This is a genomic window from Streptococcus tangpeifui (assembly GCF_011038795.1).
GTDB classification, from domain to species: domain Bacteria; phylum Bacillota; class Bacilli; order Lactobacillales; family Streptococcaceae; genus Streptococcus; species Streptococcus tangpeifui.
In genome coordinates this window covers 287,423-302,372 of sequence record NZ_JAAKDU010000002.1, presented here as the reverse complement: position 1 = coordinate 302,372, position 14,950 = coordinate 287,423, and the positions used below count along the sequence as shown (strand labels likewise).

Sequence of the window (14,950 nt, the reverse complement as noted above, 5' to 3'; positions counted from 1 at the left end):
CTCGTCTTTTCAGTTAAAAAGCCCAAGGTCTTTGCCTTGAACTTTATAGGGATTTATATTTTTTTAACAAACTCTGACTTGAGTTTCATGGCACCAAAGCCATCAATCTTACAGTCGATATTGTGATTCCCTTCGACCAGTCGGATATTTTTTATACGAGTCCCTTGCTTGAGATCCTTTGAAGCTCCCTTGACCTTGAGATTTTTAACGATCGTAACGCTGTCACCATCAGACAGACGCGTACCGTTACTGTCAAGAACGACTAAGCCTTCTTCTTCGGCAGCTTCGTTTGGATCCCACTCATAAGCACATTCTGGACAGACCAAAAGGATACCATCCTCGTAAACATACTCCGAGTTACATTTGGGGCAATTTGGTAAAGACATAGATTTTTCCTTTTCTAAAAATACTTACTAAGCTATTTTACCCTAATTCTGATAGCTGGGCAAGCTAGTTTTGAGGTAAGGGAAACTGCCAGAAATCCTCAGGTAAGGAGCTTCTACTATTCTTTAGAAGAGTTCTTTTTATTTAACGTATACTGTCTGTTTTGTGCAGAGTTCATAGTTACTTGATAATAGTCTTTACTGCATAGCTATTTATATAGGTTATCGTAAACTCTAGTCCAAGACCATCAGGCCGGAGAAAGTTATTTTCGTGTGGGTATTCCAATTTCGTAATGACAGAGTGATAACTCTCTTCTCCTTAACCGTTTTTACTATCCCAACTTCAAGGTTATCAGACTTAGTTTTCTCAAAAAATCCCTAGCTTCCTCTTGGGGCAAAAATCCTTATTTCCCAGTTACTTAATGATTTGCAAGTGTGGTAGCAGTTTTTATCTTTCTTATCAACGCTCAGATCCAAATTGTCTGGATTAGGGCAATAACTCAAACTTAGACTATTGTGGGAAAGTGATCCTCTCTTTTTCCGTATTGACTGGCAATCTTATCATATCCGTTCCTTTTATTGAAGTCCTCTGTCCATAAGAACTACTCATTTTCAAACTCTGAAATTCCTGATAAGTCTAAGTACAGGTCCTTGCTCCTTTAGCAAGGCCATGCTTAAATTTTGCAGTCAGACCAAAATTATCTATTCACTATAAAAACAACTAACACGATTAAAAATGTGACCCCGATAACTCCACCAAAGGCTAGTATGAGCCCTTTTTTAAAGCTTTTGGCGTCTTTCTTTTCAGGCACTGGCTTTGGATCTCGGCCTGAAAAGATAGGAGAATTATTTTCCTTGCCTGTCGAAAAAGCTGATTCAAATTCATTATCTTCTTCCATACTCGCTTCCCCTCTCTTTAGTGGATATCTATTGCTGACCTTTGTTATCAGACTGCGACAAGATTTTTCTATCTTTACTTAAGGACTTTCTCTTTACTCCTGAGATAATGTTGCCCATTTTCGTACTTGCTAAAATCACAGATCCTGCTCGTAATAGCCATCGCTATCATTCCAGAGGTAGTCAACCATTAAGCTGGTGCTCTAGTTTAAAGTTGCCCAATTTTTAATAAGTGCCGTGTGAGGATCTTTCCCATTTCCAGCTGTAAATTTTTTGCAAAGTAGAGAACCCCTTCAATAGAAGAACCCCTATATACAAAATCACCAAGAAATCAGAAGGCAAATCCAGCAGCAACTCATATCTAGCTCAGGGTCACGCCTAGTTTGTCACGGATTTTTCAGACGAACTTAAATAATTTGTTTCACTAGTGTTGAAAATCCTATCAGCATCCTGAGCTTTGGCCACTACCCTATGTCCTTTTCAATCAGTCAGAAATCACATTTGATTATAGCATTTTTTAAACTGAGCTAAATTACAATTCTATTAAGTCCTAAACTAATCCAGCTTCCCCATCAAATAGGTGGTTTGTACCGTTCTCTCGGTCAATAGATAGCCAGCAAATACTGCTTGGCAACCAACGCAAACTGCGGAATGACTACTAGTAGCCAACTCTCATTGTCAGAAATGATGGAGCTTCTTCGAGTATAACAGTCCCACAAAATTAAAACTAAAGGTAACAAAAAAGAGAACAGATGTTACTCTATCCTCTAATCTCATCAAGGTTTAATTATTACTATTCTACAAATTCTTACCGCTTACAAGATAAATGACTACAAAGAGAATTTTTCAAAGTGACCTAAGATTTTGTTTTGGGAGTAAAGCAGTCTACTAAACTATTTATTTTACTCTAACATCTAAACTTCGCTATTATTACAATCTTTATTCACTCCTATTCTTCCATTTGCATTAATAGTACTATTCTACTGTAGGATCGGGGAGCAAATAGTCTATAAGAATTATTATCTATATTTGTAAAAATTGTTTCCTATTATTATCTGAGTCTTCCTTATTGAACATCTTCAAAAATTGATTATAGTCTTTTATTCTATCAGCAGGAATTTCATATTTTGATTCATTATTGTTATTATTTTCCGAATCAATCTTGTTTAACCCCCACGATTTAAGCAAATCCAGCAAGTTATCCGAAATCCTTATATCTCTTTCTCTAATATCATCTAGTCCCCATTTAGATTTTTCTTGAGATAACTCTTGAACAATTGCAATTTTTGATTTATTATAACTATCTTGCTTTTTTTGGAAATAACCATTACCCGCAATAATATTCAGTCTCTTCTCAAAAGGAAGTTTATTGCCAATATGTTCGGTAAGAAGTTTTACTTCTTGTTCTGTACTATCTGGAAAGTAACTACTTTGCCATTTTTGAGGCAAGATATGCTCAATTTCCCACTTAGGAGGAAGTAAACCTTCTTGTTTTTGATAGGCAAGAACTTTCAAAATCATTCGAACTGTGTTTCTATGAGAATATTTTATCTTTTCTTTTAATTCCTCTTCATCAACAGGTTTAAAATCAAATTTGGGATTTTCAGAGCGGTAAACTTCTGCATTTAAATTCAATATGCTGCGCTTTACAGCATTAATAGTTGGAGTTACTATATACCGAGCAGATAGAACTGCGAACAAACGTCTGAGGAAAGTTAGAAAGTTACTTTCAAATTCCACAGAATCCTTATATCTTAAATAGTAAATAACAACAGGATATTTCCAGAATTCATTCGGGTATGAGGACAAGGCGTCTAAGACTTTTAGAATCTCGTTATTTTCTGACCAAGCTTCATCATCAATTATTGTATTATTGTTAACAACAATCCATAAATTTAACAATGCACTTAACTCAGTTAACAAGTTCTTAGCATAGAGTCTTTTATACTGATTTTGAGAATAATATTTCCTTATACCAGGCGTTGTTGTATTTTTATCATTCTCTTTTGCTCTTAAATAGAACATATAATAATAGAATAGCTTTTGTATACTTTCATTTGCGTTTATTGCATTTTCATCAAGCTGTTTCCAATGTTCAATGAAAGATTGTTTGTCCGTTTCATCTAGGTGATTATATATCTTAGCTTTAAAAATATCAGCGTCAGATAATGCTAATCCCCGGTCATTCAGAGTTGAAAATATGGTTAGGGCAGTATCTTGTGTATCAGCAGTAATAGGAAGTAAAATTGCCCTATTTAATATATTCCGAATTAACCAATAAAACAACTCTGGCTCTTTGCTAGCATACTCTTCAATTAATTTTGTCAATAAACTGTAGTTAAGAGAATAATTATCTTTTGCTCCTTTTTTCACTGTACCAGTAACTAAAATATTAGAAAAGATTTCATTACCTTCTTCTCCCATCACCCTAGAAATAATTAATATCTTCTCAAAATCAACTTCTGCGGTTAGCTCATCTTGCTGCCACAAGGCTGATTCAATTTGTGTGATGAAATTTTTTGACTGTGGTGTTTCACTCATTGAAACCAACTTAGAGTATATAGCTCTTAATAGTAAGAATAGTGAAGTAATGCGTTGCTGACCATCAATAATTTCCTGCTCATTATCATCATTTTCATACGAAACAATCGTCCCCAAAAAGTAAGTACTTTCTTCACTACTATTATTGCCTGCAGTAGTCTCTGTATATTCCACAAGGTCATCAAATAAAGTCTGAATTTGATCAGCTGTCCAAGCATATGGCCTCTGATACTCAGGAATAACAAATATTTTATTTTTTCCTGTTTCTAAAAGTTGTTTAACTGTCTGCTTATTGACTTCAATTGTTGTTGACATTACATTACTCCTACTGCTAAGTTTGTGCTACACTTGACTAATTGTAATAAATAAATATTGATATTAATAGTTACTATATACCTCCTCTTTAATTATACACTAATTTCAGAAAATTTAATAATACGTTTAAAAATTACTTTTCAGAGCTATAAAAAAAGCAAGCTATCAATTTAGCTTGCTTTTAACATGACTGCTGTCTATTTCTAGATTGAAGTGACTGCATTTTCAATCTCTTTAATGAGATCCTGGTCTTTAAGGTCTGTGACTTGGGCGATAACCTCTGGTAGCGACTTGCTAGCCAAGAGGTCTTGCAATTCAACAGATTGCGGGTCTTCAGGATCATTGTATTTGAAGACAAAGGCGACGGTTTTTAAAAGATTGTCATAGGAAAGTCCGCGCTCTTTTAATTCACGAATCGGGCGGATAAAGCGCTCATCAAAGCCCAATTTGCGGATTGGCGTGCGGGCAACACGGGTCACATCGTCGACAATATAAGGATTTTCAAAGCGAGAGATGATGACCTTATGATAATCAACCAAGGCTGCTTCATCAAAGCCCCATTTAGCTATCAAGAGACTGCGGATCTCTGCTAGAACTGCTTCGACATTAGCTTTAACCGTTTCGTTTTTAAGTGCTTCAAGGATCGTTTGGGCGCCATAGAAGGCACCTGTATAGGCAGATGTCGCATGACCAGAGTTGACTGAGAAGAGCTTGCGCTCAATGAAAGGCGTCAATTCTTCTTCATAATGAACACCGTCCAGTTTCAATGCCTTATTTTTCATGCGGCCAGTTTCAACAACCCACTCTTTGAAGGGTTCAACCACCACAAAAAGAGGATCTTCATGGCTTTGCGCCGGAACAATGCGATCGACAGCCGCATTAGGGAAGCCGACATATTCCTTAGCATAGGCCAGACCAGCTTCAGATAAGTGCTTCTGCACTTCGGACCAGAGGAATTCTGACCCGCCAATCATATTTTCGCAGGCTAAAACATCAATGGCCTGCTGACTGCCAGCGGCTTGGCGGGCTTCGATCCCCTTTGCTACCAATTCAGCGATAAGCGGTAGGATATTAGGACCAATGGCCGTAGTGATAATATCTGCTTGTGTGATAGCTGCCACGACAGCCTCTGGATCTTGAGCATTATTGATACCGCTAACACCTGACACAGCGATATGACGCTGACCGTCCTCAGCAATTTCAATCTCATAACTGTGGCGCTCATTAAGCGCATTGATAATGGCTTCGTTAACATCAACAAAGGTAATATCAAAATGATTTTCAAATAAAATCTCACCAATAAAGCCTCGGCCGATATTTCCGGCACCAAAGTGTACTGCTTTTTTCATCATAAACCTCTTTTCCTTCTATCTAGGCAACACTGTTTAATAAGCGAATAACTTCATCCTCAGACTGAGCATCGGCTAATTTAACGACATTGTCAACATCCGCACAGAAGATGGAAATCTTTTGAATCATCTCCAAGTGTTCATCACCGATACCAGCGATTCCAAAGAGGACTGTTGCGATTTGTGGTTCCTCCTCTGTTCCAAAATTAACCCCCTTGGGTACTTGAACGACTGTGATGCCAGACTTGAGCACTTCCTTTTTGGCCTCGTCTGTTCCGTGCGGAATGGCAATGAAATTCCCCATATAGACCGATAGCTCTTGGTCACGCTGCACCATAGCCTCGATATATTCAGGATTAACATAGCCGCTGTCTGCCAAAAGTTGACCGCAGTAACGGATAGCTTCTTCCTTAGTGGCAAATTGCTGATTAAGTTTAATCAGTGTTTTTTCAAATTCCATAGTTAAGTCTCCAAATCTTTGATTGTTTCTGTAAAAATCTTATTTAATAATTGGTAGATAATCTCCTGATTACCAGTTTTATAAATTTCAGTATAGAGATGGTTTTCAATAATGGACTGGCCGATAGCCGACATCAGTTTTTTGACTTCATCTTGACTATTGTCCTTCGTCAGCATAACCAAAATCCGACTGACTTCTTCCTTCTCATGGTTCATTGACAAAGCTTCAACGCCCTGCTTTAATTGATAAACCATGAACTGACTTTTTTCTACTGCGTGAGACTGCGTATGCAACAAGGCCAAGCCGGTTTCAGGAATGGCAAAGGGACTTAGGGAAAAACGCTTAAGCAGTTTTTCTGTCAAATAGTCCCGATCTGAAATGAAAGGCAAATCTTGGACAATTTCAGCTACTGTCTCTTCGAAAGAAGACGCATTGTCTAATGTTCTTAACTGAAAACGATCCAAGAGCTCCCGATTTGCCTCTAAATAAAGCTGTAAATCGGTTTTGCCAACCAGCTCAATATTGCGTTCTCTTTGCTGATTGCGGTCTAATTGAACCGCCTGCAAACGATCTTGCAGGCGCAAAATCTCTGCCGTATTCGGATAGGTCGAAATAACATCAACCCCTTCGTACTCATTGGGACTAGTCGCTAGAACATAATCATAAGTTTCCAAATAGGAGGCATCAAATTCCTCAAGGCGCTTGACTTGAACCGACTGAACAAAAGGCGCAATCGACTTTATCCTAGTAATCAGAAGTTCGATAGCCAAGGGACGCTGGTTGGTCAGCAGCAAAATCTGAATCGGATAGATATCCGGACTCCGCCTAATGCTGGAAGCAAAGTGGAGTGTTATCAATTCATACTCAGCTTCATTTTGCAGATAGGCAGGAAAGAGATCTTTGACCACCAGCCGAATGATCCGATGGAGAAACTCATTTTGATAAGCCACCAGATGTGCTGTTGATGAGACCGACTGATCAGGAAAGAGCTGAGGGATAGCCAAACTCAAGCGTAAGTGATGAAAGAGAAAATGAAAGAGGGTCTTATCCTTAACAAAGTTAATCTTGGTAAAAGAGGAGACCTTATCAATCAAATTAGTCACATTATAAAAATACTGACTATCAAACGTTTCTACATAGAGAGGATTTTCTTGACGTTTGATATAAAGTTCATCGAATCGATCTGCCCAATAAACGATATCATTAATAGCATAAGCTTGGGCTGTCAATTTCGAATATGTGGCAAAAAGTTTCTGGGCTAGTTCCAAAGACTGCTTGCTGACATGCGTTACAGCCTTAGGTTGTCCAAAATACTTGGAAAGGGCCAGAAGGATAGTGAAAAATTGCAATAACTTAGGATCCATTTCTGGCATAAAGGCTTGGGCTTCACGGAAAGCCTGTTTAGCCTTTTTGAGCGGTTCCTCTAGATTATTAGCCCACTGACCAAATTGACCTGCTTTGAAATCGGCTGATCTGATCAGATGAGTCAGGAGCACAGCCAATAAATAGCGGTGCTGCTCTGCCGTCAGCCTCAAAAAGTAGCCCTGCTTTCGTTCCATCTGAACATCGAATTCAGCGAGACGATTTTCAACATCAGTGATATCTTGAATAACAGTGACATTGCTAACCATAAGTTCTTCTTGAAAATAGGCGTTGGTCAAAGGTTTATCGGCCCTCAATAGAGCTAAACAAATCAGATTAAGGCGTTCGCTGCGGCTATAATCTTCTTGACTGTAGAGAGAGCTTAATTTGGAAAGGTCTCCTGATAGGGCAAACTTTTTTTGCTCTTTTTTCAACTGAATTCCTACTGCTTTCAGGCTATCAGTCAAGTCTGAAATAGTCCGATAGGCTGTCCTTTGAGACACATTCAAAACCTTTTGAATATCACCTATGGAAAGCTTTCCTGCATCGAGGAAAGCCTTAACTAGTTTTTCTTCACGTTTTGTCAATATCATAAGCCCATTGTACTACTTTTAATCAGCCTTTAAAAATCTTGACTTATTTATGCATCCGAGCAACCATCTTATCATATTCCGGTGTCGTTACTAGACTGTCTACAACCAAGTATTGCGCATGCGGAGCATGAGTCTGAGCAGCCGATTGATTAGCAATTGTCGTCACTACCAAAATATTCTTGGCGTTAAAGTTGCTAAGATTTTCATTGCTTGCCTTAGAAACCGGGATACCAATACCATGATTTTTAAAGATGAGTTCCAGAGTAGCTTGTCCCATAGTGGCTGAGCCTTCTGCCTTACCATGGGCAAAAACAACCTCATCAATGTAGTTCAAATCTAAATCATCGGCAATCTGTCCTTCTGCTTCTGTTTGAGGAGCTGCTGCCGTTTGATTAGCTGTAGCTTCGCCAGCTAGAAGGCCAACAATCTCATCATATTTAGGTGTTGCTAAGAAATTATCAACGGTAACATGAACACTGCTAGGAGTTCGTTCAGCCGCCCGATCTGCTAACTCTTCCTGAGTAACGATCAAGGTATGATCTTTATCGGTCAGGTTAGAGATGGCCATGTTAGTTACCGGAATATCCAAACCGGATTTCTTAACCTTATCACGCAGGATTGAGGCCCCCATAGCTGAGCTTCCCATACCAGCATCACAGGCAAAGATAATTTGTTGGATATTGTCTGCTGTAATATCGCCTGAGTTAGCCATTGGCTGAGCAGTTGCCCCTTTAGATTCTGCCTTAGCCGCTTGGGTAGCCGCTTGAGCCGCTTCTAGGGAATCATCATCAGACTTATCGGATTTCAAGATAACGGAAGCTACCAAGAAAGATACTATAGCTGCCGCAAAGACACCGGCTAAAACGACCAAGTGAGGTCCCCAGCCTTTAGGCGCCATCCCCATAATAGCGATAATAGAACCCGGCGAAGCAGGCGCTGTCAATCCAGCTCCCAGTGTTTGGAAGGTGAAAGTTCCGGCCAAACCACCGGCAATAACAGCTAAGAACATAGCTGGTTTCATCATAACGTAAGGGAAGTAAATTTCATGGATACCACCAAAGAAGTGGATAATCATAGCTCCCCAAGAAGAGGATTTCGCTGAACCTTTACCAAAGACAGCATAGGCAATCAGCACACCGAGACCTGGTCCAGGATTTGCCTCCAGCAAGAAGAGAACCGACTTACCAACCTTAGCTACCTGTTCTGTACCAAGTGGAGTGAAGATACCGTGGTTAAGAGCATTGTTGAGGAAAAGAATCTTAGCTGGTTCAATAATCAAGTTCGCAATTGGCAGGAGATGAACCTTGACAATAGCTTCTACACCGATACCAACCCATTCGGTCAATTGCGCTACGATTGGGCCAATGATGAAGAAAGATAAAACCATGAAGGCAAAACCAATTAAACCGAGTGAGAAGTTATTCACCAGCATTTCAAAACCAGTTTTGATTTTTGGCTGAACCTTTTCGTCAAATTTCTTCAATACCCAGGCGGACAAAGGCCCCATAATCATAGCACCGATGAACATCGTAACGGTTGAACCGGCAATGGCACCGAAAGAAGCAATAGCCCCGATAACGCCACCGCGTTGTTTATGAACATTATAACCACCCGTATAACCAATCAGAAGTGGCAGGACGTATTTTAGCATAGGACCGACAACATTGGCATCTAGGTCCTTATTAGGGAGGTAACCCGTTGCAATGAAGAGCGAAGCTGCTACCCCCCAGGCAATGAAGGCACCAATATTTGGCATAACCATATTTGAAAGTGCAGTCCCCAGTTTCTGGATTCTGACTTTCAATGAATTCCCGTTAGACATGAAGATATCCTCCTTTAAAATGGAATTATTGAAAACTAGAAACTAAATTAAAATCTCCAGTGAGATGAGTGTTTTCTCTCCTGCAGCTTATTCGTTTCCTTTCAATCTTCTACGATTTTATTATAAGACTTTTCTTTTTGCCAAAACACTCAAACTTTGGCAAAAAATCTTTGCCACAAAGACAAATCTTTGACAAAGCTGCTCGGCTTATTGGAGACATCAACTCAAGCCATTCAAAAAGCCTAAGAAAAACTTCTTAAGCTTGATTTTTAAAATAAGTATAGACGAGTCAACCGTTGAAGCTGTCACATGAGCTTTTTCCTTTAAGCATCAGTAACAAAAGCTTTATGCTCTCTTCTCTGTTCAATATAATCAGAAAGCCTAGGCAGTCGCTGGAAATCATCACTTAGGCCTGTTTCTAGCCACCCAGTCCTTTTCTTATCGCCTTCTCTTGCTATTCTACGGTAACAGCTTTGGCCAAGTTACGCGGTTTATCAACATCCAATCCGCGCTGCAAGGAAGCAAAGTAAGCAATCAGTTGAGTTGGGATAACCATAGAGATTGGAGCTAAATAAGGGTGGACCTTATTGACAATAATATCATCAGCATCTGTTGCCAGATCTTCTTCGACAACAGTCAATACACTGGCACCACGGGCTGCCACTTCTTGGATATTACCACGAGTGTGGGCAGCTACTTTAGGACTGGAAGAGATAAGAGCTAGAACTGGTACTCCTTCTTCAATCAAAGAAATTGTCCCGTGTTTAAGCTCACCAGCCGCAAAACCTTCACATTGGATATAAGAGATTTCTTTGAGCTTGAGGGAAGCTTCCATAGCCACGAAATAATCAGTACCGCGACCGATGTAAAAAGCGTTGCGGCTGGTTGGCAAGAGCTTTTCAACCTTCTTAGCGATGACATCTTTTTCAGATAAGGTTGATTCGATGGATTGAGCTACGATGGATAATTCATGAACTAAATCAAAGTCAAGAGCTTCTTGCTTACCATTGGCTTCACCGACAGCCTTAGCCAAGAAGGCAAGAGCTGCAATTTGAGCCGTATAGGCCTTAGTAGAAGCAACAGCAATTTCTGGACCAGCATGAAGGAGCATCGTATAAGTTGCTTCACGCGATAAGGTAGAACCTGGAACATTCGTTACAGTCAAACTTGGAATTCCCATGGCATTGGCCTTAACCAAGACCTGACGGCTGTCAGCCGTTTCACCAGATTGGCTGAGAAGAACGAACATAGGTTTCTTGCTCAAAAGGGGCATATTATAGCCCCATTCAGAAGCAACGCCAAGCTCAACTGGCGTATCCGTCAACTGTTCAAACATTGATTTGGCAGCAAAACCAGCGTTATAAGAGGTTCCGGCTGCCAAGATATAAATACGATCAGCCTCTTGAACAGATTTAACAATGGCAGGATCAACCGTCATTTTACCTTGACTATCTGCATAAGTATTGATAAGCTTGCGCATAACGGTTGGCTGTTCATCAATTTCTTTCAGCATATAGAAAGGATAGGTTCCCTTACCAATATCAGATAAGTCTAACTCTGCTGTGTAGCTAGAACGTTCTTGCACATTGCCATCATAGTCCTGCACTTGAACACTGTCAGCTTTAACAACAACCAGCTCTTTATCATGAATTTCCATGAACTGGTTAGTTTCGCGAATCATAGCCATGGCATCGGAACAAACCATATTGTAGCCATCACCCAAGCCGATCAAAAGCGGTGATTTATTCTTGGCAACATAGATCGTTTCGCTATCATTAGCATCCATGAAGGCGAAGGCATAAGATCCTTCAATAATAGAAAGAGCTTTCTTGAAGGCAGATAAAACATCGAGGCCATCTTCTTCGACAAATTTACCAATCAGATGCACCGCAATTTCTGTATCTGTCTGCCCCTTGAAATCATGGTCAGCAAGATAGGTATTTTTAATATCAAGATAGTTTTCAATCACACCGTTATGCACCAAGGTGAAACGTCCTGTTTGTGATTGATGAGGGTGAGCATTGACCTCGCTTGCCGGTCCATGGGTTGCCCAGCGCGTATGACCAACGCCAGCAGTTCCTTTTATATTGCCAACTTTAGCTGCCAATTCAGCAATCCGCCCGACAGCCTTAATCAGATGACTTGATTGACCATCCGTCACATAAATACCGGCTGAATCATAGCCACGGTATTCCAATTTTTCCAAACCTTGAATTAAAATATCAGTTGCCTCTGGATTTCCGACAACACCGACAATTCCACACATACTTTTTAATCGGTAGCTAAGCTACCTCTCCTTTTTCTATTTCGCTTTAAATTGGTCTAGTCTATTCTTGAAACCAATCACGATAAATACAGTATATTTAAATGTTTTCACTTTGTCAAGAGAAAAATTGGTATAGTTCAATTAGCCCTAAACATCTCAACTTACTGCCTAAGAAGCCACAGTCCCTAGCTCAGTTTTTTGCTAATCGGGATTCAGTTTCTCTTCCCAAGCAAGATAATATTTGAGAATGGCATTTCCTTGCTAGCTAGAGGAGATTGCACGAAACGATCTATCTGCGACAAAAAAGAGTAGCAAAGCTACTCCACAGTTACAAAACCGAATTTACTCAGAGGCCAAAGCCTGAAGGAAACGACTCCCTTGATTTGCTTTTTGGAAATGAATCCGAACTTACGGCTATCATTTTTATTTTGACGCTCGTCATTTAGAATCAAGTAGGAATTTTTTGGAACCTTAGTGACCTTATCACTCTTACCAATCGTCTGAGCTGTAAAATCTTCCGTAAAGTATTGACCTGGTTGAGCCTTCTTGAGAAAGGCGTCCTTTTCTTTTTTTAGGTAGGTTTCATTTTTTACCTTATTATCAACATAGAGAACATCATCCATGGAAGTCACTGTTTGATTAGATTTGGCAACAATCCGGCCAATATATTCCTTACTGTCAACCTTATAGACGACAAAATCCTTATATGTAGGGATGCGCTTGTGAACGACTGTCACTAAATCGCCCTTTTTAAGATAATGATTTTCTGTATCGGATGTTATCCTAACTGTTGAAAACAAAAAGATACGCAGTAAGATAAATGCTAATATGAGGACTAAAAAAATAATAATGTTTCTTATAAGATCACGTCTAACCATAGAAACTCCTTCCAGTGACCTACATTATAACATTTCTTTATTGATTAGAAAAGGCCAGCGACTTAACAAATCCCTATCAGAAAACAACAGAAACATGACAGGATCACCTTGACTTAGAGGACTAAATTAGGTATTTGTAACGGTATTTTTTCCTAGCTGCTAGCATCACCGTGGAGAAATTGCATAGTATTCTCGATCTCGAATTTATCAACAGGGGTAACATGCCAAGGCTGATGAGATATACACTCATACAAGATATCTTAGACTCACTGCCATCTCACAAAAGTAATGTAGCCCCATAGATCTAGGATCTGACTGACGTTGCTGTTATTTATGAAGAAATTTCAATGTTAGGAATTACCTTTTTTCATGTGGCTCATAATATATTCTAAATTTGAAATCTCGTTTATTTTCCGCAGAAACTCTTCCTTACTGTCCAAACTTCCAGAGACAAGCAGTCAAAAAAGCCACCACATTTCTGTGATAGCTTTCATAGAGCTTTTCAATAGCTTATTTCACAGTGCGAACACGCATAGTGTTGGTACCACCTGAACCAACAGGAACACCAGCAACGATAACGATGTCATCACCTGATTCAACCAAGCCAGATTTCACTGCTTCACGTTCAGCAACTTCAAACATGTCATCAGTAGATGCAGGTTTATCAGTTACGACTGGGATGACACCCCAGTTAAGCATAAGTGATTTTTGAGTAATCTCATCAAAAGTAACAGCCAAAATATCAGCTTCCGGACGATACTTAGAAATCAGACGAGCAGTATTTCCAGACTCTGTAATGGTTACGACCAATTTGATGTTCATAGAGTTAGTAGCATCTTTAACAGCTGATGCCACCACTTCTGTCTTGGTTGAACGTTCAAATTTAGAAGAATCCAACCGGCCGTATTCACTGAGAAGCGTTTGAGCGTTCTTATCAACGGTAGCCATAGTACGAACTGATTCGCGTGGGTACTTACCATTTGCAGACTCACCAGACAACATTGTACCATCAGTACCGTCGATAACGGCATTGAAGACGTCAGATACTTCTGAACGTGTTGCACGTGGCTTATCAGTCATTGTTTCAAGCATGTTGGTGGCTGTGATAGCAATTTTACCAGCAGCGTTAACTTTAGTAATGATCATCTTTTGGTAAACTGGAACCATTTCAAATGGGACTTCAATACCCATATCACCACGCGCAATCATGATACCGTCCGCAGCATCAATGATTTCATCGATATTATCAATTCCTTGTTGATTTTCGATTTTAGCTAACAATTTCACATGTCCATTACCTGTTTCTTCACAGATAGCTCGAACTTCGTTAACGTCTTTAGCCGTACGGACAAATGAAATAGCGATGAAGTTAAGACCTTGTTCCAAACCAAAGCGAATATCAGCATTATCACGTTCTGCTAAAGCTGGGAAAGGAATCTTGGTATAAGGGATATTCACACCCTTTTGTTTAGCAATGATACCATCATTTTCAACTTCAACTTCAAACTCACGAGTCGCAGCATCTTTACCAACAACACGAAGACCAAGTTTACCGTCGTCAACAAGGATTTGCTTACCAATTTCAACATCATCAAAGATATCAAGTGCGCCGGCAACATTCAAGGCAATCACATCTTTTGTAGATTGAATCCCTTGTTTCGTTGCGACACGAAGCTTGTCACCAGTTTTATAAGAGTATTCTTTAGCGTCATCTGCAAACAATTCTGTACGGATTTCAGGCCCTTTTGTATCCAACAAGAAACCAACTTTTTGACCAGCGATTTCTTCTGCCTTACGGACAACTTCCATACGTTCCCCTTGTTCTGCGTGGTCACCATGTGAGAAGTTGAAGCGGAAAACATTAGCACCTTCTTCGATTAAACCAGCGATGTTTTTTGCTGATGCTTCATGATCAAGGCTTTCACTCCAATAACCATCATCACCAAATTTTTTACCACCACGGATCTCTACCGCAGGACCAAGTGTTGCAACGATTTTTACGCGTTTATTCATGATAAATATGAACTCCCTCTATTTTACATCCCTTTTGGGATAGGATTAACTAGATTTAATAATTGTTGGGC

The 14,950-nt window shown here is 39.7% G+C and carries 10 protein-coding genes; all 10 read right to left on the bottom strand.

Translation table 11 applies throughout. The annotated features are described in order from the left end of the window. Window positions 1–53 precede the first annotated feature (53 nt). Complete coding sequence (locus tag G7Y32_RS03095; protein WP_165210456.1) at window positions 54–386, bottom strand: zinc ribbon domain-containing protein YjdM; 333 nt, start codon at window positions 384–386, stop codon at window positions 54–56. 695 nt (window positions 387–1,081) lie between these two features. Further along, on the bottom strand, window positions 1,082–1,282 hold the full coding sequence (locus G7Y32_RS03090) for a hypothetical protein (protein WP_165210453.1): 201 nt from the start codon (window positions 1,280–1,282) through the stop codon (window positions 1,082–1,084). Window positions 1,283–2,303: 1,021 nt separating this feature from the next. Further along, window positions 2,304–4,136, bottom strand: coding sequence for a DUF262 domain-containing protein (locus G7Y32_RS03085; protein WP_165210450.1), 1,833 nt, complete (start codon window positions 4,134–4,136; stop codon window positions 2,304–2,306). 203 nt (window positions 4,137–4,339) lie between these two features. After that, on the bottom strand, window positions 4,340–5,485 hold the full coding sequence (locus G7Y32_RS03080; protein ID WP_165210564.1) for a mannitol-1-phosphate 5-dehydrogenase: 1,146 nt from the start codon (window positions 5,483–5,485) through the stop codon (window positions 4,340–4,342). A 22-nt stretch (window positions 5,486–5,507) separates the two neighbouring features. Continuing rightward, a complete protein-coding gene (locus G7Y32_RS03075; protein ID WP_165210447.1) occupies window positions 5,508–5,945 on the bottom strand; it encodes a PTS mannitol transporter subunit IIA in 438 nt (145 codons plus the stop codon). 2 nt (window positions 5,946–5,947) lie between these two features. Beyond that, window positions 5,948–7,900 carry a BglG family transcription antiterminator gene (locus G7Y32_RS03070; RefSeq protein ID WP_165210444.1) on the bottom strand — a complete coding sequence of 651 codons (1,953 nt, stop codon included), beginning with the start codon at window positions 7,898–7,900 and terminating at the stop codon, window positions 5,948–5,950. 43 nt (window positions 7,901–7,943) lie between these two features. Beyond that, window positions 7,944–9,722, bottom strand: coding sequence for a PTS mannitol transporter subunit IIBC (locus G7Y32_RS03065; RefSeq protein ID WP_165210441.1), 1,779 nt, complete (start codon window positions 9,720–9,722; stop codon window positions 7,944–7,946). 454 nt (window positions 9,723–10,176) lie between these two features. Beyond that, window positions 10,177–11,988 (bottom strand): glutamine--fructose-6-phosphate transaminase (isomerizing), encoded by a 1,812-nt coding sequence (gene glmS, locus G7Y32_RS03060; protein WP_165210438.1) that lies wholly within the window; start codon window positions 11,986–11,988, stop codon window positions 10,177–10,179. 317 nt (window positions 11,989–12,305) lie between these two features. Then, window positions 12,306–12,866: a signal peptidase I gene (gene lepB / locus G7Y32_RS03055; protein WP_165210435.1), complete on the bottom strand. Its 561-nt coding sequence runs from the start codon at window positions 12,864–12,866 to the stop codon at window positions 12,306–12,308. 510 nt (window positions 12,867–13,376) lie between these two features. Beyond that, the gene (pyk, locus tag G7Y32_RS03050) at window positions 13,377–14,879 is read right to left on the bottom strand and encodes a pyruvate kinase (RefSeq protein WP_165210432.1); all 1,503 of its coding nucleotides are present in this window, start codon (window positions 14,877–14,879) and stop codon (window positions 13,377–13,379) included. Window positions 14,880–14,950: the final 71 nt, after the last annotated feature.

What these genes read in the sequence shown, in the direction of transcription:
- G7Y32_RS03085 (WP_165210450.1), bottom strand. Translation starts at nt 4,136, where the DNA reads ATGTCAACAACAATTGAAGTCAATAAGCAGACAGTTAAACAACTTTTA.
- lepB (WP_165210435.1), bottom strand. Translation starts at nt 12,866, where the DNA reads ATGGTTAGACGTGATCTTATAAGAAACATTATTATTTTTTTAGTCCTC.
- G7Y32_RS03065 (WP_165210441.1), bottom strand. Translation starts at nt 9,722, where the DNA reads ATGTCTAACGGGAATTCATTGAAAGTCAGAATCCAGAAACTGGGGACT.
- G7Y32_RS03095 (WP_165210456.1), bottom strand. Translation starts at nt 386, where the DNA reads ATGTCTTTACCAAATTGCCCCAAATGTAACTCGGAGTATGTTTACGAG.
- pyk (WP_165210432.1), bottom strand. Translation starts at nt 14,879, where the DNA reads ATGAATAAACGCGTAAAAATCGTTGCAACACTTGGTCCTGCGGTAGAG.
- G7Y32_RS03080 (WP_165210564.1), bottom strand. Translation starts at nt 5,485, where the DNA reads ATGAAAAAAGCAGTACACTTTGGTGCCGGAAATATCGGCCGAGGCTTT.
- G7Y32_RS03090 (WP_165210453.1), bottom strand. Translation starts at nt 1,282, where the DNA reads ATGGAAGAAGATAATGAATTTGAATCAGCTTTTTCGACAGGCAAGGAA.
- glmS (WP_165210438.1), bottom strand. Translation starts at nt 11,988, where the DNA reads ATGTGTGGAATTGTCGGTGTTGTCGGAAATCCAGAGGCAACTGATATT.
- G7Y32_RS03075 (WP_165210447.1), bottom strand. Translation starts at nt 5,945, where the DNA reads ATGGAATTTGAAAAAACACTGATTAAACTTAATCAGCAATTTGCCACT.
- G7Y32_RS03070 (WP_165210444.1), bottom strand. Translation starts at nt 7,900, where the DNA reads ATGATATTGACAAAACGTGAAGAAAAACTAGTTAAGGCTTTCCTCGAT.